Raw genomic sequence first — 25,655 nt, forward strand, 5'->3', positions numbered from 1 at the left:
CGGGACTCTTGCCCTTATAGCCGGCTACGCGTATGAGAGAAGCATGGGTTCGCAACGAGACGTCCTCCGTGGACGCGTGGCCGTCATAACTGGCTCGACACGCGGTCTGGGGTTTGCCATGGCCCGGGTGCTGGGGCATCAGGGTGCAACGGTGGTGCTTGCGTCCCGCTCGGGCGTTGACGTCGCGACCGCCGTCGAGCGGCTGCACGCGGAAGGGATCTCGGCGTCCGGACGTTCCTGCGACACCGGCGAACTGGCCGACGTCGAGGCCCTGCGCGACGAAGCCCTCCGCCGCGGAACGCTCGACATCTGGGTCAATAACGCCGGAACCTCCGGTGTTTTTGGGCCCACGGCGTCCACTCCGGTCGACGACTTTACGCGGGTGGTGCACACGAACATCCTCGGAACGTTCCACGGGTCGAGGGTTGCGCTGCCGGTCTTCCTGGGCCAAGGCCGCGGCGACCTCGTCAACGTATACGGCCAAGGCGACCGGGGGCCGGTGGCGCTTCAGAACGCATATGCGTCAAGCAAACGATGGGTCCGCCAATTCACCGAGACGTTGCGGCGGGAGACCCGAGGCACCGGCGCTCGGGTGCATGGCATGAACCCGGGCCTGGTGGTGACGGACCTGCTGACGCACGTCACGTCCCAGCCGGGGTATGAACATCGACTGGGCGGGCTGCAGGTCGTCGTCGGACTGTGGGGTCAGACCCCTGACGAGGCCGCGCGCCCCCTCCTGGGCCTCGTCACCTCGGACAGGGCCGAGTTCCGGTATCTGACCAAAACCACCATGGTGACCCGTGGGGTGCGCAATTTAGTCGCCGGACGCCTCCGCCGCGCCAACCGCATGCCTCTGGAGGTCACCGTTCTCGACACGGATCGCCAGGGCTGACGGAGCGGGAATTTCCCGGCTGTAGCTCCATTTGCCCTTGGCTGCCGCCTTCGGGAGGACCGCTTATCCCGACGGCGGCGTGAACTGGCTGACAGTGAACTCCGCTCCCTGGGGGTCCCGGATCAGCGCCGTGCGCGTCCAAACCGTGTCACCTTGGCCAAGGACCGTGGCGCCGAGTCGTTTGGCCTCAGTCACCGTCCGGTCCCGGTCGGCGACGGTGAACGAGACGGGCCAGTGCGGCGCTTCGTCGGGGGCCGTGGTCCCGACCCAGGCGATCGCATCCTCGAAACCGGGTGGGGCCGCCAGCCCTGACTGCCTCGCCCTGATGCCCGGATCCACTGTCGCCTCAAGGTGGTCGCCATAACCTGGCCTGCGGATCATCTTCGCGAAGCCAAGGTCGTCGACCTGCCAGCCGAACGCATCCTGGTAGAACGCAATGGCCGCGCCGGGGTTGGCCGTGTGGAGGTCGCTGAAGTTCCAAGCCGCCGGCAGGTTGACCACTTGCGCCCCTAAGCGTCGCCTGGCCTGCCAGATGCGGAATTCGGCACCCTCCGGATCGGTCAGCACCGCACTGCGGCCGCCTTCTCCCGCATCCGCGGGCGCCGATCGCACCTTGGCGCCGGCGGCGACCAGGCGCTGCACTGCGGCATCCGCGTCCTCGACGGATATGTAGGTGCTCCACATCGCGGCCCCGCCATGGGTGCTGGCCATGCCGCCGACGTCCTGGCCCTCGAGCTTCGCTATCAAGTAGCGGCCCGGCGCTCCCGGCGGCATGACGTCCTCGAATGTCCAGCCGAAGAGTCCGGAGTAAAACGCTACGGCGGCTTCGACGTCAGGCTGCTCGGTATCGATCCAACATGGGACGCCTTGCGGGTAGGTCCGCTCAGTCATGTCTGGCTCCCGTCCATCATCGCCGGCGGCCTGGTTCGGACTCTCAGTCGTGTTTCATCGCAGGGCTTCGCAGTCCGCTGTAGGCTACCCCGACCCCTGCCAGGAAGATCAGGACAGTGAGGTATACCGGCCCGAGGTGCCCAAGCGTGGCCAGGCCCCACGGGTAATGTGCGGGGAGGGCCACTGCGAGTCCGACGGTCGGAACCACGATGGCTGTGGCGAAGGCCCACCGTTCTCCTCGGCGCACCCCGTACCAGGACAGGCCCGCGATGGCGAGTCCTGTCGCAGCGATGAAGCCGCCGAGTGCAATGTGCAGATGGCTGATGTAGTGATGCAGCTGCGGGCTGAACGCCTCGATCTCCGCCATCCCCTTATCCACTTGATCGGGGCCGATACCAAGCTCGAGGAAGGCGCCCGTAAAGTTGAGTCCCAGGAAGACTACGGCGTACGCAACGAAGGCCAGCCCGGCAAGCGTCATGAGAGCTGCTCCGGTCCGGAGGCGGGCCTTGTTCTCCGGGGTGGTTTGGATGGCAGGCATAGCCGCCTCCCCTTCTCTTATTCATGCAGGTACTCGATGAGAGCCCCCTGATCGTAGGGCTGTCAAGAGAGATTAGGAATGCACGCCCGACACATCGTTGTGCGCGATCCCACAAGAAAGCCGCGCCACAAGATGCGGCGCGGCTTTCAAGGGCGGTCGGCTAAACCTCGACGCCGAGGATGACGACTGTAGATGGGCAGGCCACTTGGTCCCGAGGACCATCCCCCTCCCCTGTGTCGACGCAGCGGCACGAGCCCGGCCGAATCTTCCCGTGGTCAAACTAGTTGGTCCTTTTTGCATCGGACTCGTCCACTGATCGGTTGGGCCTAATTTGCTTAGTCCAGGGAACGGAGGTCAGCGGTCGCGCTGCTGACCGTCGTGCTCATCTTCGGCGAACGGCAACCTCTCATCAGCCCGCGCACGCACCGGATTCCTCGTCTCCGTCGGAGCCGCCGCCCTCGCCGGCCTCGGCGCCACCTGGGTCAAATTCCTGCTCGGCGTCGGCGCGGGCATCTGATCCTGCCTATGGAAGTCAGGAGCGGCGCGCAAGGATTCCGATGGAGCAGTCGTCCTTGGTTGCCTCACGGAGCCTGGTGTCGACCACCCGCCGCAGTCGCTTCTTGTGCTCCGGGCGTTTCACTTGTCGCGTCGGAGCGACCGCGACCGCCTCGATCAACTTCGCGCAGGCAGGGGCCAAGGTTTTCGAGCGGTGGTCGAACAGGCTCGCACTCGTGCCATCGCTCATCAAGATGAAGCCGGACACGCCCTCTGTCGCACCTCGGAACAACCGCGTCGAACTCGCGGCGTCAGGAGACGTGACGAAGGTGGTCTGATTTGCGAACTCGGCGTTGTCGGGTGCTGAGATGACACGCAGTTCGCCATTCTTGACGTAGCCGATTACGCCATCCCCGATGTGCACGACGACGAACCTCTCCGCCGAGACCGCGATAGCGAGGAAGGTCGACGCCAGATCCGCGAACGTGCAACCTAGCCGCCGACCCACACCCGCGAGACGCTCGTGCAGTCGTTCGAGAATCTCCTGCCGTGCTTGCTCTGCATCGGCACTGGTGTCGAACTGCGCGAACTGCTCGATGAGCAGCGCGCAGCCTTCTTCCACTACTGCCTGAGCGCCGAACTCCGATTGAGGGGCCGAGCCCGCGCCGTCAGCGAGACAGAGCACTTGGACACCGCGGCCGGACAGGTAGGCGGTCCTGTCCTGTCCGCGCGTGCCGTCTAGTTCGTGCCCGCGTCCTCGCACTTGATAGTGGAACTCGTTGAACACCTAGAGCTCCGCCCAGCCAGCCAACCCCTCGAGGTCCGGCTTGACCGTGTCGCCCGGCGTCGAACGAGATACCCGAGAGACCGACTTCGACAGCCACTCGAAGAACTCCTTGAAACTCAGCCCGCGCAGCCGCAGCGGCGGGTGGTTCGGGCTGAACTTCGCCAGCACGTCCATGTCGGCGTCAGTACCGATGCCGATCGGGAACACCGTCAGCTTCTTCTGCGCAACGAGGTCGGTCACACGCTGGATCGCCCGCTCCAGTTCGACGGCGCTACCGTTCGGCTGTCCGTCCGTCATGAGCACGAGCCAGGGCTGGTAATAGAGGACGCCCGCGCCTGAATACACCAACTTGCGCTTCTCCAACGTGTCCAGCGCAAGGTTCACCCCTTCCCCGAGTGCCGTGCCGCCCGTGGCGTCAAGCGCATCGGTGCGCTGGAGCCGCTCGACACTGGAAAAGTCCTGTATCAGGCTTGCCTGGGAGTTGAACGCGACGATGCTCACCTCGGCGGCATCGTGTGCGTCATCGTCCTCGTCGATGGCGTCATAGAAGAGGTTAACGCCCTGTACGAGTTCGCGGATCTTGTCGCCCATCATTGACCCGCTGGTATCGAGGCAAAGGGTTACGGGAACCCTTGGCGTCGGGTTCTCTACGAGGTCATCGGCGCCTATTGCGAGTGCCATGTCAATAGTCCTTTTCAATTCGGATGGTTCGTGGGTGCTGTTCGGTTATGACTTCCACCACTCCGCGAGACGCTCCCAGAGGGACTTCCTGGGTGCGGTGCTCTGCGGACTGGCCGACGTCGCGGTTGCGCGCGACGGACGCGGACGCGGACTTGCCGCTGGCCTCGGAGGGCACGTCTTCCTGATCGCGGCATGCGATTTTGGAATGTCGAGCCCCCTGCTCGTGAACCAGCTTGCGTGGTTGAAAGTGATGAAGGGCTGGCGGCAGTCGGCGCAGAGCCTCACAGGGTCGAGCTGTGCCGCCTTCGTTGCACAAGAGGCGCAGCGCCCATACGTCAGCTCAGTCTTAGGAGTAGGCGTTCCGCAGTCCTTGCAGGCGACGAGCTGGCAGTTGGAGCAGCGGCCGTCGATGAGGTATCGGCGTGGCGTGTCCTTCCCGCAGTTGCTACAGGCGGCGAAGTTCCGCTTGCGGTTGCACTCCCAGCAACGCCCGTCTCGCAGCGCTTCGGCAGGCTTCGGTTTGCCGCAGTCCGAGCATCGGGTCTGGTTCTGGCGACAGTCGTCGCAGAGCTTTGGAGTCCAATAGCTTCGCTTATACTCCTGCCAGCGCCCGATCATCGAGGTGCCGCACTGAGCGCACTCGTACTCGGGTGTCTCCGCGTCCTTCTTCTTAAACCGAGTGGGGTAGACATCGTGCGACATCTGATCGAAGTCGTCGAACCCGCCGAAGAACTGCTCGTACTCGCGGAACACTCGCAGCCACTCGTCCGCGGTGGGACGCTTGGAGTACCTCAGCCCGTCGCGGTGGAAGGTATTCCAGAACGTGCGCTTCACGGGGAAAGGCAGGTGACTCCACATGTACTTCCAGTTGCCCTCGGGCTGATCCCGGTCGGAAGCCCCACGGAACTGGAACGCGAACTTGCCCTCCTTAATGAGCGCCGCAAAGTCCCCGCCGTCCGCACCTGCCCGCGCGTAGGGGAACTGGCCGGTGATGAGAATCATGAAGAGCATCGTGGCGACGGCAAACAGTTCCTCCTCTTCCGTGCGCAGAGCGTCCGCGTAGTCTCCGGTCACGGTGGGAGCGGTGAACATCGGCGTCCCTACTGGACACGGGTACCCCTCCAACTGCCAGGAGTCAGCGTCGATGATCCAGACATCCTTGTTCGCGTCGACCATGACGTTCTTCGGGTTGATGTCGCCGAGCAGGATGTTGAGGGAATGCAGGTAGGAGACCTTCTCCAGGAAGGAAATGCAAACGTCGACGAGATCCGCCTTCGTCCAGTTGGGATAAGTCTTCTTGAACCGGGCGGGCCGCATGACCGTCGCCTGGAGTTCCTTCCCCGTGGCCCGCGGCATGGCGTAGCCGACGAACTCACCGTCGCTGTTCGTGATGAGGCTTGTCGGGAAACCGATGCCTTCCCGCTCGAATCCGCGCGACAGGAGCAGGGTCAGCTTCTCCTTGCGGTGCCATGTCCGGTGTTCGGCGTCGAAGACCTTGACGACGCTGTTCGCCGCACCTTCGACTGCGTAGACTCGCCCCTCGCCGCCCTCACCGAGCATCGCACCGAGCACAAGTGTCCCGGTGTCTCCGCGAGCCGACGTGAAGAGCACGGTATCCCCGGCCGCGGGCAGGACTGCGCTCCCCTCCAGCACGCGGTCAGGAGCCTTGATCGCCGCCGAGGGGTTGAAGGCACCCGGAACGCCTCTCGCTGTTCCGACCGCGGAGCGTTGCTGCCGCGTCGTTCGGCGTGCGCCAGGCGCGGCGACGACCGGGGCGACCGCGAACGTCTGCTGGAAGTCGGGGAGCAGCAGTGCGAGCTCTGCGACGTCTTTCTGGTCCTTGTCGGTGCCAAGCCCCTGCTCGACACGCCTCGTCAGGCGTGCGTGCTTGCGCAAGGCTCGCTCATACAGGGCCTGATCGCTATCCACCTCGATCAGCCCGTCCTTGGTGAGAACCCCGGCGACGAGACGCCGATCCGTCTCCGCTGCGACCAGCCGAATTCGCAGCCGCAGAGCGGTGTCGTTCGTCAGAAGGCACATCTCATAACGGTGGGCTGCACGTTTGAAGACCTCGACAAAGAGGTCGTCTGCATAGGGGTTCGAGACATCGCCGAGGTCCGTTCGGATGAGTCCCGCGCCCACGGCCGCGTCGAGGAACACCAGGGCATTGCCGGCCTTCTTGATCGAGCCCACGCGCTCTTCGCTCAACCCGGAGGTGTCGATCAGACTCTGCTTGGTCAGTTCATCGACGACCTTGCTCGGGACCACGACGGGATTCTCGTGCGCACGGATTGCCTCAGCGCATCGCTTGAAGAGTCGCTTGAGCCCACCCTGGTGTGCCGGGTCCGTGTCCATGAAGACGTTTGTGTCGACGAACAGCCTGTGTTCCGGTTGCACGAAGTCCTCTGGTGTGATCGCGCCCACCGCGGTTTCTATGGTCACTAGGACTCCCGCCCCTCTCCGAGTACGTGCTGAAGTCTCGGCGCATCAGCACGGAAGGTCACGATGCTCTGGAAGCCGGTCGATCTTGACAGCTTCGCTTTCGGTCATTTACGTTGTCCCCCTCTAAGTCACAGGCTCAACCCCGAGCCTTTCTACCAACCCTGCAATTCATTCCACGGCAGAGGAGCCCAAGACACCACAGCCGCGCCGTCATCAGTGTCCCGCACGATGCGACCGCTCTCAGCGCGCCACGCGGCACCGCTCCGCCCACAGCTACTCCTACTACAACTCCACCCGGTAGTTAGTACCGTCCTCATATGGAACGAAGCCTTTCGATGTGACGGCGCTGTTCCTTGTCGTCTTGCTTGACGTGCACGCTGACGAGGACGCGGTCGCCATCCGGCTTGTAGTAAATGCGACCCATGTCTTCACTCCCAGCAACCCCGGTGGCAAGCTTCGAAACCTCGCGCCAGCCGCGCAGGCCTTCCAAATCCTTGCCCACAACCTCGCCCATATCAATCTGCACCAGCGATCGCATCATAGACGCTGATGAATCGAGGTTGGCCAATACTTCAACGCTGTCGAGAACAAAGGTCAGCCGCGAGAAGGCCACCTCCAAAAATCCAGGAACACCACGACGAGGTGCCCGGGCCGTCACGTTACCTCTACGCCGCTCTCGCTCCTGTTCCCCGAATTCTTGGAGCCGTTCTTGTAGGCCGACCACAGTTGCCTCGAGCGTCAAAATCCGTACGTCGCCTTGCTCCGCCTGATCACGATAGTTCGCCAGGCTGCTACGAAGTTCGGAGTTTTCCGCGAACGCCAGTTCAAGAAGTTCTTCGGTCTCGGCCTGACGTTTCAGGAGTATTTTCGTTTCAGCAGCTTGCCGCGGATCACGGCTCAGCTCTGCAAGCTGATTTTGTAGTGTCTTTTGATGATCTAGGGCCCGATCTATATCGTCGGAGAGTTTTGACTCCCGGCTCGAGGCGGCAATGAGCCGCCCTCGTAGGAGCGAAGCTTCCGACTCAGAGGTGCTGAGACGCTCCCTGAGTTCGGCCGTCAGATCGACCAATTGCTCGACCTGTGCTGCGAGATCCTCTAGCGGCGAGACTGAAGGTGCCGGAGCGGGCGCAGCTGTTGGCTCGGCTGGGGCGGGCGAAAAGACGGCGGAGATCTGAGCCATGACCTCTTCGTGGCTGCCTTTAAACCGGAGCCGGGCAAACCAGTCGTAGAACTTCCCCTCGTTTGTGGGACGATGGCTGACGTCCCACCGCTGGACCGAAAGACCTCCGGTCTCGAGTGCGTCGACGACCTCCGTTGCAAGTCGCTCAGGGGCGTTAAAGACAAGGTAATGACCAAAGCGATTGGTCTCGACCTCCCACTCACCGTGGAAACCTAGAAAGGTCTGCTGCTCACCGACGTCGTCAAATTGCGGCGCGTATGGGATAGAAGCTCCTGCGAAAAGGAACCTGCTGCAGTCCTCGACTTCCCACGATGCTCCGGAAATGTCGACCACGTCGTGGACAAACAAGGGGTAAACGGCGCCATTGTAGACAATGCCGGCATATCCGTCCGGAGTTAACCGGACCGGTCGACGAACAAGTTCAGCGACTACAGACGCACCCTCTTGGATACGTACAACGACTTGCTGAGAAGCCATTTCAGGCTACCGAGGCGCACCTGCAAGCGGGATCGCCCCATTTGCGCTTACAGACGGCACAGGGCTTGTAGTAGAGGTGCTCGATCAGTTGCTCATCAGTGGCTTGGTCCGGGCCAGGGAGCCGAGAAAACGCATGAGGCCGATGCTGATAAAGCACGTCTCCGGGAACCAGCCTCGTATCCTGTTGATCGGCTACGTTGGCACGGGCGATCAGGCCGTCATTGGGTACATAGGCCTCGGTGTCAGCAATATCAATTGGCCCCAGGTCATTGCTGCCGGGGAGGCCGATGCCAAACTCCAGGTCAAAGTAGGACGCATGTGCTTTGTCGCCCCGCTGCTTGGACATAGCGCTAACAGACAAGATGAGGTTGTCGTCGACCTTTACGTCTAGTTCCAGCCGCTCGACGAGAGGTGGTGCCGTCTTGTCAACAGCAATGGCTACCATTCCGAGAGACGTTCTCGGATCGCTGGCTTGGGGTTGATCAGCAAGCTCAGTTGGCGCCACTATGGAGAACTTTGCCGCGCCGTCAGTCGGATCGGTGCAGTACAAGTGAAAGCGGTCTTGACATACCTCGCCATCATTCGGCATGGCCGTTCCGGCCCTCAACAATGGAAGGCGTGAACCACGCGCCATTTCCAGCTCAATGGGCTTTGCCAGCACCAGCCGCTGTGAGTCGTGAGCTATGCGCGCCGCTCCCTGCGAAACAAGCGTGGCACTGTTAGCAGGGACGAGCACTCGTTCAGGCCCGAATAGCTCGTGCAGCCGACTCCGTATGCTTGGCATCGCGGCCATACCACCGGCAACCAGGCAAAGTGAGACTTGAGCCGGTGCCATGCCGACGCTGTCAAGGAGCGCTTCAATCTCCCTGATGCCTGATGTCACAAGAGGTCGTGTAATTGCGTCCAGCTCTTGCCGCGTTAGCGGGTACTCAAGCGTAGTATCGGACTCTGGGAAGTAGCCTGGACGATAGAAAGTGACGCTCGGCCGCTCCGAGAGCGCAATCTTGTTCCGTTCCGCATCCTGCAACAGTCTCAGGCGCGCTTCCTTCGTGGGGTGATTAGATCTGGAGATCCCGTGCTTTGTAGAGAATCGCGCCACGACTTCGTGACGTATCACTTCATCGAATTTGTCGCCCCCGACTGTGTCAGTTCCCCCGTTGCGGAGCTGGAGGATCCGCCCCGGCTCAATTCGGCAAAGTGTGAGGTCGAGGGTACCGCCACCCCAGTCAACGACCAGTACGTTGCGTCGCATCAGGCCCCGAATTTCACTGTCGGTATCTGCTGCACCGCGGAGGTAGCCATACAGGGCTGCAAGTGGTTCGTGAACAAACTGAGCCACAGAGATTCCGGCATGGGCGAACGCTTCTCGAAGAGCCGCGCGTCTCGGTCCGTTCATGTTCACAGGAATCGTGACCACTGCACGGTCCAGCTCGCCCAGCACTTGTCGCTGACCGCTTCGCCGTGATTCGGAACGGACGTGGCGGATGACATCTGCCACAATCTCGATGGGGCTGCGGTCGACCCCTCCGACAGTCACTGACTCCTCGCCCAGGAGAAACTTTGGGGAGCGCACGGTGTTGCCATAGACGCCGAGACCGACTTCTTCAAGCGCATGGCGGGCCTCGCGTCCGACGACGACTTCCTCGCCCTCGTATCGAACGACAGATGGGTGCGGCAGGCCCTCATCGTCCAAAACGTCAATAACACGGTCGCCAACGACCACAGAAACCAGACTGTTAGTCGTTCCGAAATCAAAACCTGCAATCATTGCACTCCCCCATCCAGTTCCTTAAGGCGTGTGACCTCACCACCGATTGCAGTGAGTGCCCTGTCCACGAACTCCTCCGCTACACCTGTGCTTCCATGGCGAAGGGCGTGAAGCCCGTCCCCTAAAAGCTCAGCCTGAGTAGAGAGCCGTCGAATCACCTGAGTTCTGAGAGCCTCATAGTCATCGACGTGGTGGCTCTTATCAACCACGCGGTTGCTTTGCTCTACCGAAAGCCGCAGCTCAAGTTCATTGGCTTTAGCTGCCAACTCCGCGGCATGTGCTCTTGCCTTTTCTAGATCTGCTGCCAGTCCTTTTCCCAATCCCTCGGCCGTTATGGCACGAAGCTCCTGCTCCCGTGCTTGTGAAATGGCCTTCTCTGTTTCCCTCTTCGAGTTATGGAGAGCATGCTCGAAGTGCCGTGAGACCTGGCTCAGGGCTTCCGTATTTCTTGCTGTCGCCAGAAGAGCAGCCGTCTTGTAAGCACTCGGCAGTGCCGGAGTGTCCCAGACAGTGGCACTCATGTCCTCGATGAACTGTCGCGAAGTCCACCGATCGCGGAGAACGCGGAAGAGTTCCAGAGCGGACACCGCGTTGGCGCGAAGCCGCGCCCGGCTTGCGTCGCTGAATTCGGATTCATCTTTCAGCCCCAAAACGCTGAATGTTATGTTCTGGGCTGCACGATTGACTTCTTTAGCCGTAAGCATTTCCTGGGGTCGCTGTTCCGTTAAGCGCTGAATCTTTCCCTCGAAAAGTTTGTGGCTTGCGAAAGCCACGACAACCAGATCGAGAATCCGGCCACGCACGAGCTTTTCTGATCCCAGCTCAGCCAGTGATGACAATAAACTCGGCGGGACGGCAAATAGCGTATCTCTCCCAGCTAATTGCCGAACAGTATCGATTTCTGCTTGCTCATCCTCTGGTCGTATCGACAGCTCGGATATGTCCTTGCGGGACAAACTGAGCTTTCGTCCCGCTTCGCTATAGGCATATTCCATCAATGCGAGGACCGTCTTGGGCCGCTCCCGCTTGCTGCTTTGATCCGAGTTGGGCGGTTGCGGGCCCCTTGCCGCAGATTCCCTGGGCAGCGGCGAGACCGAGCCATCAGCCGGATGGACTCCGGTGGGTCCGTCGTCTGTTGTCACTTTTTAGGAACTCCTTGACGTTGAACTCGAGGTCGGAAATTTCTGTACCATTTCTCGCTGAGACGGCTGTGTCGAAGGCTCTCGGCATGTCGCAGCGCCGCAGGGAAGTCTCCTACAGCCAGCGCATGCTCAGCCGCCACCAGATGGAGCTTAAGCGCGTCGTATGGTCGCTGCGAGCCAATATTGGCAGCCAGCTCAGCCATGGCATCGGCTGCTGTGCCGTCAAGGGGCAATGCAGTCCACCTGAGCACTTGTTCGATTATCGAGTCGCTGAGCGCGACATCCAGGCTCGGGTGTGGCGACTGCGACAGCGCATCGGGCAACCAGCTTTCCCCTTTAACGAGCGCCTGAAAACGTAAAGACACTTCCGCAACGCGCTGGCTCTTGGTTTTCGTCATGGCGCGTTCGAACTGGTTGTAATGGAAGGCAACGATGCCACAGATGGCCTCGGCAGGAGGGCGGTCGAAACTTCTCAAAATTCCTACAGCCCGATCGTATTTGCCCTCATAGTCACTGCTCGCACCCGATAGCTCGGAAATATCCGCCCCAAGAGCGTCCTCGCGTGCCAGGACGCCGTAAAGGTAGTCTGCAAGGCCGGATTGATACCGGACAGCAGTCGGATATTGCTTGCAGCGCATGATGAAGTCGTCGATGGACCTACGACTCAGCTCCCCCCCATCAACTAAGCGGGCCAAGGCAGCGTCTACGCCATCAAGGTCCTCCATATCAGCGAGAGCAAACTCGAACTGGAAAGTCTCCACAACACCCAGATTCGAAAGCGTCACGTCCACAACACCGCTCCGCTGAGATGACAGAAATTCTCCAGCGTCTCCAACAGAGAATGTCTTGCCGTTGATACTCACAGCGTCGGCTGTGCGAATCACCCAATCCTTCGGCAAGGTCTCGCTTGTGATGATGAGCCGACTCCTGCCGCATTCACGCCCATTGAAAACGAGAACAGGGCGTCGCACGGGGTGACCCTCAAAGGTGTGTACGCGGAGATCCCGGGCCGTTGAAAACTCCACCCCGCAGGTCGTACACGGAAAGGTCACCGGTTTGGGCGCCGCGAATGGACTTGAACCTTCACCTGTAGGCTCATGAAATTCCATGTAGCCGGTGTGCCAAAAACCCACTAGCTTTCGACCTGCCCAGGAGACAGTTGAGAATCAGTGGGCGTAGGGCGGCGAGGGTCCTGCACCCAATGCCTTTTCTCCGTGTGGCGCCCTCGCAGGTCTCCGGACCTACTCATGCCTTTCCTTTCGACGAACCTCCACCGCCGATCAGCCATAGCTGAGCAAGCCGTTTTCATTTGTTCGAGATCATATCCCTGCAGGGAGTCGCGTCGCATACGCGACGCTCCCATTACGATTTTAGGACTCAACTCTTCCCCCCCCTGTCCGGGTCGTGGTCATGCTGCACTATTCGTGCTTCCCAGTTTCTGTTCTTATCCATGAGGGGTTGCTCACCCGCCACGTGGCTCCTCCTGCGATTAGGGAACCTTTCAAATCGGACGCCTTGTGTGAGTGTCCTGCCCCGAAGAGAGCCGACCAGTTGCGCATACGGCAAAACGTGCTCGTCGTTGATGCTCGCGGAATTCCCCTAATTGAAAATGCGCAGCTGAACAGTTGAACCGTAGGCGCTGGGAGGCTGCCCGGCGTACCGGACGCGCCCCCAGCGTTCCCCTGCCTTTACCCCGGAATCTGGATGCGTGCGGCTTCCTGCATCAACGGCGTGGAGATCATCACTGTCGCAGCACCGGGCGCGATGTCGAAAGCGACGAATCCTCGCGCCTTGTCACCAGGCAGAACCTCACCGGAGCCTAGCTGGTTGTCCGCGAAAAGACTCAGGTCCGCCTTGCGCCCGTTGGCATCCTTTGCAGAGAAGTAGAACGGGTTGGAGCTGGTCTTTCCCGACTCCGTTTCCCACAAGACGTCCAGGAGCAGGTAGCTACCGTTCTTGGGTGCACTGGCGAACGCCGTGGTGGTGACGGCTTCCGGCCGAACGGCCGACACGATCGTGATCCGTGCAACGTTCCCGTTGCCCATTTTCACGCTGAAGGGAACACCGACGGCGGGCGCTGCCGGAGCGGCCGGCGCCGGCGCTGCGGCCGGTACAGGAGCCGCCGTAGTGGCAGGCGCTGCTGGTGCTGACACCGCAGTGGAGGGCGAGGTCGCCGCCCCGGTGTCGTTGGTCTGCCTGGATCCACCCGAGCAAGATCCGAGTGCGATGCCGAGCACGAGGACGCCGGCGGGGATGAGGAAGCGCTTCTTCTTGAAGAACGGCCGCGACTGAGGCGCTGCCATTGGAGCGGGGAAGGGCTGGGAGTAATTCTCGTGGGACATGTGGTGCCTTTCTACAGGTGAATGAATGGTGTGAGTGCGAGGGTTGTTACTGCTTTTCCCACTTGCCGCACCGGGTGGACTTGAAGTCCTGTCCGCCGGACAGTGCCACGGTGGGCCGCCCACCGCCGGGGAGGTCGTTTTCGATGATGTTGCTGCCGTTGCTTCCGGTCGCGTAGATGCCCCAGTAGCAGGAGGATCCGACGTCGGCTGCCGCCCGGTAGGTCCCGGCCTCGATGTCCTTGCCGACCGTCCAGGTGCCGTCGCCGATGGTGTTGGCAGCCTTCGTCTTCTCGGCGCCGGTGACGGCCTCTTCGCGCACCTTGACGGCGGCTTCGGCCGTCTTGACGGCCGCATCGGCCTTCCCGACCTCAGTCTCCCGGGCGGTGACCTTGGCTTCGCGGGCCGCCATGCCGTTCTGCAACGTGTCGTACTTCGACTTCATCGACTCGTAGCTGGACTTCGCTGAGTCGCGCTCCGACTCTATGGACGCCTTCTCCCCCGCTAGCGACGCATAGGCGTCGCTGGACTTCGGGTCCGGCAAGGTGGTGCCGACGGCGGTCGCGCCGGCCAGCAGGGCCAGGACTGCGACTGCGGTGAAGATCCGCTTTTTCCGTCCGGGCTTGACCCTAGCCGTTGGGGGCTCTGCCCCGTCCGAGGGGGGCTTTGCTTCGTTCATGACGTCTTTGATGTGCGCTGCCGGTGCCGGCTCGGTCTCGAAGTTGGACATGATCTCTTCCTCTGTTCACGGATGGCTGCTGAGCGGCGGCGGGATACCGATCCCCCAATGCGTGGTTCCCCGCCGCCGCCGTCGCAGCTCGGAGGATTTCTTCGTAGCTGCAGAACGAAGCTATTGCGGCTCGGCTCAGCAATGGCCAGTGAACACTGATAACCCCGATTATCAGTACCTCCCCGGAAGTGTCACCCCACAACGCTAGGCTGAGGGTCGACGTCCTAAGGAGGCGCAAGTGAACGAAGCAGAAGCCCTGCGCATGACCCTCTCGGACGTTGCCGCCCTCGCTCAGGTCCAGCGTCCGGTCGTTTCCATGTGGCGCAGACGCAGCGCCGCGTCTGCTCGCCCGTTTCCGGAGCCTGTTGGGCTCGACGGCGGGCGGGAACTCTTCGAGGCCGACCGCATCGCCGCCTGGCTGGCCGCGACCGGGCGCGGCAACAATCCGGAGGCCGTGAACGACGTCGCCGCTTTCGCCCGGATGCCCGGCAGCACTGCCGGCGGCGCCTCGGGAAACACCTTCGACGCTCTCACTGCCCTGCTAACGCTCAAGGCTGTGACTGGCAATTCGGTGGGGCAGCTCAGCCCGGATGAACTGCTGGACGTTGCGGAGGAGTGCGATCCCGATGACACGTTCCTGTATTCGGAGCTAGAGGCCCAGAGCACGTCGCTTGCCTCTACGGCAAATTTCGCTGACCGGCTGGTGGACAGTGCCTACAACGCGGCCGCCGCCTTCGAGCAGTTGCTGGCCGCACGGTTCCGGGCGGGGCTGCGGGAGCACTCGGATACCGCCCTCACCGAATCCGCCGTGGGGCTGGTTGCCGCTGCGGCCGTCGAACTAGCCGCGACATTCGGCGGAAACCTCGTGTTTGCCGACTCCACCCGCGGCGGCAGCGACCTCCTGATGGGCGTCGCGCACGCTGCCGGCGAGAGTGCCCCCGTCACGTTTCTGACAGCGGACGACGACGGCGGCGGTGCGGGCCGCCTGGTGCGTCGCCGCCTGCGCGTGCACGGTGTGGACGGCGGACAGATCCGTGTCGATGCAAGTGGCGAGTTCGCCGTCCATGGACCTGTAGTCCACGTGGCGCAGTACCCGTCCCCTGGCCAACCGGGCATGGACGCAGTTCAGGTTCTCTCGGCGGTGGAACACCTTGTCCTGCAGATGGACGATCAGCAGCGGGCTGTCGTCATCGCCCCGGCCCGCGTTCTTTGTGATGTGCCGCTGGCCGCCGGGGCCGCCGGCCTCCGGTCCGGACTTCTGCGCACCGGCCGGGTGCGTGCCATCGTGCGGCTGCCGCAGGGATTGCTGCGTTCCAAGCCACGCGAAGCCCAGGCGCTGTGGGTGCTGGGGCCGTCGTTCGCTGAGGTACCCATTGCGGAGCGATGGACCATGGTGGCGGATCTCAGCTCCCGCGTCCTCGCTGAAGACGTCAGCCAGGACCTCATCAGCGACATCGTCGCGTCGATGGGTGACCGCGCCACCATTCGTGCTCACTCCTTCCGCTTCGCCCGGCTGGTACAAACCAGACTCCTGCTGGCCAACCGAAAGTCCTTGGCGACAGCGCCATCCCATGGCTCGGCTCAGAGTCCCTCCGGCGCCGAGGCAGCCCTTCGGGTGGAGGAACTCGAGCGCATGCTGCAGACGACACGGCCCGAGCAATCCGGTGAGGTGGCTGTGCTCCCAAGGGATCCAAATGCGAAGGCGCGACCCGTCTCCGTCCAGGACCTCATCATCTCCGGCAACCTCAAATACATCAAAGGGAACCGACTCGAGGATGCGGACTTGACGCCACGCGGTGGTACGCGAGTCCTGGGGCCGGCCGAGCTGCTCAACCCGCACACCGCCCCGCACCGCCACCTCAGCCTCATGGACTTCGCCGCCAGCAATCCTTCCGGCCGCCTCACCGAGCCCGGCGACGTCGTCTTTTGCACCAGCCCAAGGCCCGCCGCCCTTGTAGATCGAGAAGGTGGCTCCGCCGTCGTCTTCCCAGCCCGTGTGCTGCGGATCGATGCCGGTGACCCCGGCGGACTTCTGCCCGACGTCGTCGCCACGGACATCAACGTCCTCCCCGCGGCGGACAAGTCCTGGCGCCAGTGGCGCCTGCGCCGCGTCCCCGAGGCCCAACGGACCCAGCTCGCCGCGTCGCTTGCCCGGCTGCAACACGGGCAGAATCTGGCGCGCGAACGCCTCAAACGGCTTGAAGAACTCGCTACCCTGATTACGGACGGCGTAGCGGGCGGAAGCCTCACCCTGACAGACCCTATGACCCACGCCGGACCAGAAGAAGGAACTGCATAATGCCCCCGAAACTGAAGGTGGACCTCGCCCCGTCCACCATGAAGGAACTCAAGGACACGCTCTGGAAGGCGGCGGACAAGCTCCGCGGCTCGATGGATGCCTCGCAGTACAAGGATGTGATCCTGGGGCTGGTGTTCCTGAAGTACGTGTCGGACGCGTTCGAGGAGCGGCGGGAGCAAATCCAGGCCGAGCTGGAAGCGGACGGGCTGAATGAGGAGCAGATCGCCCAGCTGATCGACGACGTTGACGAGTACACCGGCCGCGGCGTGTTCTGGGTATCGCCCCGCGCACGCTGGACCTACCTGGCGGAGAACGCCAAGGGCCTGGATGCGGTGGACGGCGCGGCCCCCAAGTCGATCGGGCTGCTGATGGATGAGGCGATGGAGCTCATCATGACCGACAACAAGTCCCTGGCCGCCACGCTCCCCAAGATCTACAACCGCGACAACGTGGACCAGCGCCGCCTCGGCGAGCTGCTGGACCTGTTCAACTCCGCCCGCTTTACCGGCCAGGGCGCAAGCAAAGCGCGCGACCTGCTGGGCGAGGTGTACGAATACTTCCTGGAGAAGTTCGCCAAGGCCGAGGGCAAGCGCGGCGGAGAGTTCTACACCCCGGCCGGCGTGGTCCGGGTGCTCGTGGAAGTGCTCGAGCCGCACCGCGGGCGGGTCTACGACCCCTGCTGCGGTTCCGGCGGCATGTTCGTCCAGGCCGAGAAGTTCCTGGCCGCGCACCACCTGGAGGGCTCCGACATCTCCGTCTATGGGCAGGAGCTCAACGAGCGAACCTGGCGGATGGCGAAGATGAACCTCGCCATCCACGGCCTGAACGCCAACCTCGCCTCGCGCTGGGGCGACACGTTCGCCCGCGACCAGCACCCGGAGCTGACCGGCAACAACGGCGCCGACTTCATCATGGCCAACCCGCCCTTCAACATCAAGGACTGGGCCCGCTCAGAGTCGGACCCGCGCTGGAAATACGGCGTGCCGCCGACCGGCAACGCGAACTACGCCTGGATCCAGCACATCATCTCCAAGCTGGCGCCCGGCGGCAGCGCCGGCGTGGTTATGGCCAACGGCTCCATGTCCTCCAACTCGGGCGGCGAGGGCGAGATCCGCGCCCAGCTGGTGGAGGCCGACTTGGTCTCCTGCATGGTTGCCCTGCCAACCCAGCTGTTCCGCAGCACGGGTATCCCGGTCTGCACCTGGTTTTTCGCGAAGGACAAGGCCGCCGGCCCGCGCGGCTCGGTGGACAGGACGGGGCAGGTGCTGTTCATCGACGCCCGGAACCTGGGCTACATGGTGGACCGCGCCGAGCGCGCGCTGTCCGACGAGGACATCGCCAAGATCGCCAATACGTACCATGCCTGGCGGGGCACAGCTTCGGCTGTTGAGGCAGGGCTGACGTACGACGACGAGGCCGGCTTCTGCTATTCGGCGAGTCTTGCAGAGGTCAAGGCAGCGGGTTACGCGCTGACGCCTGGGCGCTATGTCGGAGCGGCGGATGTCGAGGACGACGGCGAACCGATCGAGGAGAAGATCGCCAGGTTGTCGAAGGAGCTGTTTGAGCAGTTCGAGGAGTCGGAGCGACTGGCAGCTGTTGTGCGCGAGCAGTTGGGGAGGGTTCTGTGATTCAGACTCTCCAAGAGATTTGCTCGCACGTAGTCGACTGCAAGAACAGGACAGCGCCTGAAGACCCGACCGGCGAGTACTTCGCTGTGGGCACGCCCGCTATGCGCGGCAACGTGATCAACTACGCGGAAGCCCGTCGGATTAGTGAGGCCACGTTCGCCGAATGGACCGCACGGTTGCTTCCAAGAGAAGGAGACATACTTTTTGCCCGTGAAGCGCCAGTAGGTCCGGTCGTTTCCATACCTGCCGGCGGGAACGTGGCTGCCGGTCAACGGACAATGCTGTTGAGGACGGACCCGGAGAAGGCCGATTCGGACTTCTTGCGCTTCTATCTCAGTGCACCAATAACACAGGCACGCATTCTCGCTTTAGCGCACGGCTCGACCACGCCGCACCTGCGGGTCGCTGACGTACGATCTTTCCCTGTCGATCTGCCGCCGCTCGACGAGCAAAAGGCCATTGCAGAGATTCTGAGGCCTCTCGATGATAGAATCGCCGCCAACGCCAAGCTTGCGCAGACGTCGGCCCTTTTGGCGCAGACCCTATTTGCAGGTTCAATGCGCGCCGCTGACCATGACGTCGCGCTTTGCGAAGTCACCGAGCTCCTTAGTCGAGGCGTTGCACCAAAATACTCGGACGCTGAGGACTCGGTCGTGGTCCTCAATCAAAAGTGCATACGCGACCAGCGCGTCAATTTGGATCCGGCTCGGCGAACACTCATATCGAAGGTCCGTGAAGACAAGATGCTGAGGATGGACGACGTCCTTGTGAACTCCACGGGCCAGGGAACCCTTGGCCGGGTAGCACGTTGGACCAACAGCGGCAGCGTTACCGTGGATTCACACATAACTATAGTCCGGTTCGATGAAGAAAAAGTTGATCCGGTTTGCGCGGGAATGGCTCTCCTGGCTTTGCAGAAAACCATCGAAGAGATGGGCGAAGGAAGCACCGGGCAGACCGAGCTATCACGAACTGAACTTGGCAAGCTTCGTATGAGGCTCCCCGAGAGGAGCCTGCAGTCTGAACTCGGGCACAGAATCAAGGCGATGTCGGAGATGGAGAGCTCGCGCCTGAGCGAAAATCAGACCCTCGCCGCGACCCGCGACACGCTCCTCCCTCAGCTGATGTCCGGCAAACTCCGGGTTAAGGACGCGGAGAAGGTCCTGGAGAATGCCGGGGTGTAAACGCCCAGCGCGGTTGTAGTGGGCAGCCGGGGTAGCCGCCCGAAGCCTGAGTATGCTGAACAACAAAGTCGATTTTGGGGGAATCACCGTGACAGCACCAGCAGTAGCCTTTTCCGAAGCCGACTGGGAGGGCGCCGCTAAGGAGCGACTCGGCGAGTTGGACTGGAAGCCACTCGAAGGCCAGGCAATTGCGCCCGGCACCGGCGAACGCGAGTCCTGGTCCGAGCTGCTCCTCCGGCCCCGCCTGCTTGCCGCCCTCCAGCGACTCAACCCGGCAGTCCCCGCGCAGTACCTGCAGCAGGCCTTGGCGGAAATCGCATCACCCGAGTCGAACGACGCAATGGCCGAGAACCACCGCATCCACAACTGCCTCGTCGACGGCTACCGGCTGACCTACATCGACTCGGACGGCGACGAAGCCAACCCGACCATCCGGCTGCTCAGCCAGGCACCGGACCAGAACGACTGGCTCGCCGTCAGCCAGGTCACCCTGGTGCAGGGCGACTACAAACGGCGCTTCGACGTCGTGCTCTACTGCAACGGCATGCCCGTCAGCATCATCGAACTCAAGAAGGCCGGCAGCGCCCACGCCGACCTCCCCGGCGCGCACGCCCAGCTGCAGACCTACCTCCGCGAATTCCCCATGGCGTTCCGCTTCTGCGTCTTCACGCTCGCCACCGACGGAATCCAGGCCAAGTACGGAACGCCGTTCACCCCCTTCAACCACTTCTCACCTTGGAACGTTGACGACGACGGCGTCCCCGTCCCCCAGGGCTACATGGTCGACGGCGATGCCGTCACCGCCCTGGACACGGCGTTGGACGGCCTCTACAACCAGGAGCGCTTCCTGCAGCTCGTTCGGAACTTCACCGCGTTCGATCAGGGCTCGGGCGGGTTGGCCAAGCGTATCGCCAAGCCCCACCAGTACTATGCCGTCACCAAGGCGGTTGCCAGCACAATCCAAGCGGTGGAGAGCAACGGCAAGGCCGGGGTTGTGTGGCACACCCAGGGGTCGGGCAAATCCATGGAGATGGAGCTGTACGCCAACATGGTGGCGCGTGCGCCCAAGCTGAAGAACCCCACCGTCGTGGTCATCACCGACCGGAACGAGCTCGACGGCCAATTGTTCGAGAGCTTCGACCGGAGCCTGCTCCTCGCCGAGCAACCCAAGCAGATCAGGAAACGCTCCGAGTTGCGGGACGAGCTGAGCAACAGGACCACCGGCGGCATCTACTTCACCACCCTGCAGAAATTTGGCCGCAGCAAGTCGGAGAAGGATGCCGGCGCCGACCACCCGCTGCTGTCCGACCGCCGCAACATCATCGTGGTGGTGGACGAAGCACACCGTTCTCACTACGACGATCTGGACGGCTACGCCCGCCACCTCCGCGACGCCCTCCCCCATGCCACTCTGATCGCCTTCACGGGTACGCCCATCTCCTTCGACGACCGGAACACGCAAGAGGTCTTCGGCGACTACATCGACATCTATGACCTGTCCCGGGCCGTGGAAGACGGCGCCACCGTGCCGGTGTACTTTGAGCCGCGGCTGATCAAGGTGGGACTTTCCGAAGGAGTCACGGAAGAGGACCTGGACAAGTCCGCCGATGAACTGACACTGGGGCTCGACGATACGGAACGTGCGCGCATCGAGGCGAGTGTCGCCGTCGTCAACGCCGTCTACGGCGCGCCGCAGCGGATCGCCGCCCTCGCCGAGGACCTGGTGGCGCACTGGGAAAACCGGCGCGAGCGGATGGGCAAGTTCATCGAGGCGCCGGGCAAGGCAATGATCGTGGGCGGGACGCGGGAGATCTGCGCGAAGCTGTACGCGGCGATTGTGGAGCTGCGCCCGAACTGGCATTCGGACGACCTGTCCAAGGGCAGGATCAAGGTGGTGTACTCCGGCGACGCGACCGACGTACCGCCGGTGTCCGACCATGTGCGTCGGGATTCGCTGAATGCCCAGGTGAAGGAGCGGCTCAAGAACGTCGACGACGAGCTGGAGCTCGTGATCGTCAAGGACATGATGCTCACCGGCTACGACTCTCCCCCGCTGCATACCCTGTACCTGGACCGACCGCTCAAAGGCGCGCTGCTGATGCAGACCCTTGCCCGGGTCAACCGCACGTTCCGCGGTAAAGAGGACGGGCTGTTGGTGGCGTACGCGCCGCTGGCCGAGAACCTGTCCAAGGCGCTGAGTGAGTACACGCAGTCTGACCAGGCGAACAAGCCGGTGGGCAAGAACATCGAGGAAGCTGTGGGTCTGACGGTTTCCCTGGTGGAGACTTTGCGTTCTCTGCTGGCCGGCCACGACTGGAAATCCGTCCTGATGAAGGGTGGGCCCAAGGCCTTCCTGAACGCCGTAACCGGAGCTGTTAGTTACCTTCGGGATCCTGCTACGCCCGGAAATCAGCCCTCCGATGGTGAAGAGTCACTCGCCGCGAAGTACCGCAAGTTCTCCGGCCAGCTGTCCCGTGCATGGGCGTTGTGCTCCGGCTCGGACACTCTGGCCGAGCTGCGTCCCGAGATCCAGGTGTACGAGGAAATCCGGGTCTGGATGGCGAAGTACGACGCCGCGGACCGGCAGGCCAGCGGCGAACCAGTGCCGGAGGAGATCCAGCGGCTCCTGGGGAACCTGATTGCTTCCGCCACGTCCTCCGGTGAAGTGCTCGACATTTACGAGGCCGCCGGTATGCCCAAGCCGTCGCTGGATGACCTGACGCCCGAGTTCATCGCCAAGACGCAGCAGGCACGGAACCCACAGCTGGCCATTGAGGCACTGAGGAAACTGATTGCCGATGAGTCTGCGTCTTCCACGCGGAACAACGTGATCCGGCAACGGGCGTTCTCGGAACGGATCACCGAGCTGATGAAGAAGTACACGAACCAGCAGCTGACGTCAGCCGAGGTGATCGCCGAGCTGGTGGAGCTGGCGCGGGAAGTCGCCGCAGAGGGGAAACGTGGTGAGCAGTTCACGCCCCCGCTGAACTCGGACGAACTCGCGTTCTACGACGCGGTGGCCCAGAACGAGTCGGCCGTAGAGGTCCAAGGCGAAGGCGTTCTGGCCGACATCGCCCGTGAACTGGTAGCTGTCATGCGTCGCGACGTCCGCACTGACTGGACCGTGCGCGACGATGTTCGCGCGAAATTGCGCTCCTCCATCAAGCGGCTTCTGGTGCGATTCGGATACCCGCCGGACAAGCAGCCCGAGGCCATCAAGCTGGTTATGGAGCAGATGGAGTCAATGGCGCCGCGGTTCGCGGAAGCACGGCGATGAATCCAGCCATGACTTACTTATCCCGTATGCAATGCGCAATCCGCGACGTGATCGTCGCTCGCAGGAGGAAGAACATATGACGGCGAACCTCGCACCGACACTGGAGGCGCACGAGTTGTCTCTCGAAAAGATCTTTTCTAGTGACTTCGCGTTCTTCATCCCGGACTACCAACGTCCCTACTCCTGGTCCACCGATCAGTCGGGTCAACTGCTCGACGATCTGAAGGACGCCATGGATCAGAACGATGGAGAACCCTACTTCTTAGGGTCCATCGTTCTTGTGAAGTCAAAGGGGAGCCCGGCCGCCGATGTAATTGACGGTCAGCAGCGGCTAACAACTCTAACCATATTGTTCTCGGCACTTCGCGCCCTGGCCACGGAAGAAACCGTCGTCAACCGCATAGAAAGCTGGATCCACGCCCCCATCGACCCGTTCGACGATGCGCCATCTCAGCCACGCGTGATCCTACGAAATCGTGACCAAGAATTCTTTTATCGCAACATCCAGTCCGCAGCGGGTCTAGACACAATCCTTGATATGAAGTCTCCACGCATGGATGCATCCGAGTCGCAACAGAGAATCTTCGAAAACTTCAAACACTTTCACGAAGAGCTTAGCTCCTGGAGCCCAGAAAAGCGTAAGCAGCTAGCGGCACTGCTCTCTAAGCGGACTTTTCTCGTCGTGGTCAGCACACCTTCAACTGAAAGCGCACATCGCATCTTCAGTGTGATGAATTCGCGCGGCCTTGAACTGTCCCCGGCCGACATCTTCAAGTCACGGGTCATCGGCTCAATATCTGACGAAACCGCGAGAAAGCAGTATGCGTCGAAGTGGGAGCAGGCTGAGGTGAATATAACCCGGTCGTCCTTTGCTGATCTATTCCTCCACATCCGTACAATATTTGTACAGGAACGCGCCAAAACGTCCCTACTCAAAGAATTTCAGGATCTGGTGTTGTCCAAGTTCCTACCCGACCGAGCCACCCATTTCGTCGACACCGTTCTGGTCCCGTATTCGCAGGCTTACGAGATCGTTACAGGTTCTTCCTTTCCGGGTCGCACGCGGTCGGTCGAAATCAACTCTGCTCTTAGACGTTTGAACGCATTGAACAATAAAGACTGGTTGCCACCTGCGCTTTGGGCAATTCATAATCAGGGCGATGATGAGGACTTCCTCGCGGATTTCTTTCGGCGATTCGAGCGCCTCGCCGCCTCTATGCTCATTCGCCGGGAGTACGCCACCCCACGGGCCCAACGCTATGCTGAGCTCTTGCGACATCTGGAGAGCGGCAACGGTCTCGAATCTCGTGCTCTCCAACTCTCAGAACAAGAAAAATCCGCAACGCTGGAAGCACTTGATGGGCCGATTTATGGAGCCAATCCCGTTGCCAGGTACGTCTTGTTGCGTACCGACGAGCTTCTGTCCGGTGAAGCAGGCGTCAGCTACAACCACACGGTGATAACCGTCGAGCATGTGCTCCCACAGAGACCGGCCCCAGAATCGTCTTGGCGTCGAATATTCAGCGACGAAGAACGAGCGACTTTGGTGAACCGTCTGGGAAATTTGGTCTTGCTGAATCAGAGAAAGAACTCCCAGGCGGGCAACGCTGACTTCGACCTGAAGAAGTCGACGTACTTCAAGACATCTAAGGGCGTTTCAGTTTTTTCAGTTACAACGCAGGTCATCACCCAGGACCGGTGGGACGCCGACACCATTTTGCAACGGCAGCAAGCACTTCTTTGCATGCTGGAGAAGGAATGGAATCTGAAGCCCGACGCGACCACCGCCAACGTTTCGACTGTGGCTACAGAAGGACTCGGCCTCAGACTGTACGGCACAGAGGGATCGTTCGGAGAAGCCCAATTTTGGAACGGGCAATTCCAGTTGACCAAGGCCCGGCTGCTCCGAACTACGAAAGTCTCTATGCGAGAAACCCTAATAAATCGCAGAAGAGAGTTGATCTCCCAAGGAGTGCTGACACCTGACGGGCCACACCACCTGCTGCTTGAAAAGCCGGTCGAATTTCCATCGCCCAGCGCAGCGGCCATGTTCGTCCTCGGAAGGTCCGCCAACGGAAGAACGGAATGGAAGACTGAAGACGGCAGGTTGTTGCAGGACGTAGATTTCAACAGCGGACTATCTTAGAGACGTCGCCGCCGTAGGGGCTGTGAACGAAAAATGAACCGTCCCGGGAATCATGCCGCCTGTTTGTTGGCGGCGGCGTCGGGTAGCGAGCCGGTTTGTAGATCATAATATGTTTGCTCGTATTCCTCTGGTGTCTGGTGATCCAGTGCGGAATGCAGGCGTTCGTTGTTGTACCAGTGGACCCACTCGAAGACGATCTCCATCACGTCGGTTTCGGTCTTCAGCGCCCCGGTGCGGAACGGTGAATCCTTCGCAATGGCCTCGTTCTTGAACAGCCCCATCACGGTCTCGGCGGCGGCATTGTCATAGGCGTCACCCACGCTGCCGATGGAGGGCTGCAGGCCCTCCAGGGCCAGGGTGTCTGTGTACCGGATGGAGGTGTATTGGCTTCCCGCGTCGCTGTGGTGAATCAGTCCCGCCGGTGCCGGCCGGCCGGTGTGTTCGCGCCGCCACAGGGCCATCCGCAGGCAGTGTTCGACGAACGTGGTGTCCTTGACGGTTGAGGTTTCCCAGCCGACGATCGCCCGGGAGTACAGGTCGATGACCAGGGCGACGTAGACGAATCCTGAGTAGACCGGGACATAGGTGAAATCAGTGACCCAGATCCGGTTCGGGGCCGGGGCGGTGAAGTCCCTGTTCAGGAGGTCGAGCTTCGGCGCCAGTGCCTTGCAGGCAGCATAGACAGACGGGTATTCGGACAATCGATCCAGGGCATGCGCACTGCACGGTCACGGACTTCGGGCGGAAACTGCTTGGGCA

At 61.8% G+C, this 25,655-nt stretch carries 18 protein-coding genes and 1 pseudogene; 7 read left to right on the forward strand and 12 right to left on the reverse strand.

The window, feature by feature from the left end; translation table 11 throughout:
- Nucleotides 1-43 precede the first annotated feature (43 nt).
- Nucleotides 44-892, forward strand: a complete 849-nt coding sequence (locus tag TV39_RS12090; RefSeq protein ID WP_043481971.1) for an SDR family oxidoreductase — start codon at nucleotides 44-46, stop codon at nucleotides 890-892.
- 63 nt (nucleotides 893-955) lie between these two features.
- Here the strand turns inward: TV39_RS12090 and TV39_RS12095 are convergent, their stop codons facing one another.
- Together TV39_RS12095 and TV39_RS12100 are read right to left on the reverse strand one after the other, a co-directional pair.
- Nucleotides 956-1,783 carry a VOC family protein gene (locus tag TV39_RS12095; protein WP_043481974.1) on the reverse strand — a complete coding sequence of 276 codons (828 nt, stop codon included), beginning with the start codon at nucleotides 1,781-1,783 and terminating at the stop codon, nucleotides 956-958.
- A 43-nt stretch (nucleotides 1,784-1,826) separates the two neighbouring features.
- Complete coding sequence (locus tag TV39_RS12100; protein ID WP_043481976.1) at nucleotides 1,827-2,321, reverse strand: hypothetical protein; 495 nt, start codon at nucleotides 2,319-2,321, stop codon at nucleotides 1,827-1,829.
- Between the two features lie 397 nt (nucleotides 2,322-2,718).
- On the opposite strand from TV39_RS12100, the pseudogene TV39_RS22850 reads away from it, so the two are divergent.
- Nucleotides 2,719-2,838, forward strand: a pseudogene (locus TV39_RS22850) (DUF6112 family protein); the annotation flags it as partial.
- A 15-nt stretch (nucleotides 2,839-2,853) separates the two neighbouring features.
- On the opposite strand, the gene TV39_RS12110 reads toward TV39_RS22850, so the two are convergent.
- From TV39_RS12110 to TV39_RS12150, 9 genes are all read right to left on the reverse strand, one after another.
- Nucleotides 2,854-3,603, reverse strand: a complete 750-nt coding sequence (locus TV39_RS12110) for a PP2C family serine/threonine-protein phosphatase (protein WP_052500570.1) — start codon at nucleotides 3,601-3,603, stop codon at nucleotides 2,854-2,856.
- Entirely contained in the window at nucleotides 3,604-4,284 is a 681-nt protein-coding gene (locus TV39_RS12115; protein ID WP_043481981.1) for a vWA domain-containing protein, read from the reverse strand. It abuts the gene before it with no gap.
- Nucleotides 4,285-4,329: 45 nt separating this feature from the next.
- A complete protein-coding gene (locus TV39_RS21425) occupies nucleotides 4,330-6,726 on the reverse strand; it encodes a protein kinase domain-containing protein (protein WP_144406395.1) in 2,397 nt (798 codons plus the stop codon).
- 313 nt (nucleotides 6,727-7,039) lie between these two features.
- On the reverse strand, nucleotides 7,040-8,383 hold the full coding sequence (locus TV39_RS12125; protein ID WP_043481983.1) for a hypothetical protein: 1,344 nt from the start codon (nucleotides 8,381-8,383) through the stop codon (nucleotides 7,040-7,042).
- 1 nt (nucleotide 8,384) lies between these two features.
- Nucleotides 8,385-10,151: an Hsp70 family protein gene (locus tag TV39_RS12130; RefSeq protein ID WP_043481985.1), complete on the reverse strand. Its 1,767-nt coding sequence runs from the start codon at nucleotides 10,149-10,151 to the stop codon at nucleotides 8,385-8,387.
- Complete coding sequence (locus TV39_RS12135) at nucleotides 10,148-11,293, reverse strand: hypothetical protein (protein ID WP_144406396.1); 1,146 nt, start codon at nucleotides 11,291-11,293, stop codon at nucleotides 10,148-10,150. The genes TV39_RS12130 and TV39_RS12135 overlap by 4 nt, the downstream gene beginning before the upstream one ends.
- Nucleotides 11,290-12,177, reverse strand: coding sequence for a hypothetical protein (locus TV39_RS12140; RefSeq protein ID WP_144406397.1), 888 nt, complete (start codon nucleotides 12,175-12,177; stop codon nucleotides 11,290-11,292). The genes TV39_RS12135 and TV39_RS12140 overlap by 4 nt, the downstream gene beginning before the upstream one ends.
- An 804-nt stretch (nucleotides 12,178-12,981) precedes the next feature.
- Nucleotides 12,982-13,635, reverse strand: a complete 654-nt coding sequence (locus TV39_RS12145; protein WP_043481992.1) for a hypothetical protein — start codon at nucleotides 13,633-13,635, stop codon at nucleotides 12,982-12,984.
- A 46-nt stretch (nucleotides 13,636-13,681) separates the two neighbouring features.
- Nucleotides 13,682-14,362 (reverse strand): PspA/IM30 family protein, encoded by a 681-nt coding sequence (locus tag TV39_RS12150; protein ID WP_043481994.1) that lies wholly within the window; start codon nucleotides 14,360-14,362, stop codon nucleotides 13,682-13,684.
- Nucleotides 14,363-14,600: 238 nt separating this feature from the next.
- Here TV39_RS12150 and TV39_RS12155 point away from each other — a divergent pair, with 238 nt between their 5' ends.
- From TV39_RS12155 to TV39_RS12175, 5 genes are all read left to right on the forward strand, one after another.
- Entirely contained in the window at nucleotides 14,601-16,661 is a 2,061-nt protein-coding gene (locus tag TV39_RS12155; RefSeq protein WP_082049697.1) for a hypothetical protein, read from the forward strand.
- Entirely contained in the window at nucleotides 16,661-18,289 is a 1,629-nt protein-coding gene (locus TV39_RS12160; protein WP_043481997.1) for a class I SAM-dependent DNA methyltransferase, read from the forward strand. The genes TV39_RS12155 and TV39_RS12160 overlap by 1 nt, the downstream gene beginning before the upstream one ends.
- A complete protein-coding gene (locus TV39_RS12165) occupies nucleotides 18,286-19,473 on the forward strand; it encodes a restriction endonuclease subunit S (protein WP_052500572.1) in 1,188 nt (395 codons plus the stop codon). The genes TV39_RS12160 and TV39_RS12165 overlap by 4 nt, the downstream gene beginning before the upstream one ends.
- A gap of 52 nt (nucleotides 19,474-19,525) precedes the next feature.
- The gene (locus tag TV39_RS12170; protein WP_043482000.1) at nucleotides 19,526-22,750 is read left to right on the forward strand and encodes a type I restriction endonuclease subunit R; all 3,225 of its coding nucleotides are present in this window, start codon (nucleotides 19,526-19,528) and stop codon (nucleotides 22,748-22,750) included.
- A 76-nt stretch (nucleotides 22,751-22,826) separates the two neighbouring features.
- A complete protein-coding gene (locus TV39_RS12175; RefSeq protein ID WP_160292503.1) occupies nucleotides 22,827-24,896 on the forward strand; it encodes a DUF4357 domain-containing protein in 2,070 nt (689 codons plus the stop codon).
- A gap of 50 nt (nucleotides 24,897-24,946) precedes the next feature.
- Here TV39_RS12175 and TV39_RS21740 read toward each other — a convergent pair whose 3' ends face one another.
- Nucleotides 24,947-25,597 (reverse strand): IS3 family transposase, encoded by a 651-nt coding sequence (locus tag TV39_RS21740; protein WP_144406398.1) that lies wholly within the window; start codon nucleotides 25,595-25,597, stop codon nucleotides 24,947-24,949.
- Between the last annotated feature and the right edge of the window lie 58 nt (nucleotides 25,598-25,655).

The sequence above is a fragment of the Arthrobacter sp. SPG23 genome, from assembly GCF_000876655.1.
Lineage (GTDB): Bacteria > Actinomycetota > Actinomycetes > Actinomycetales > Micrococcaceae > Arthrobacter.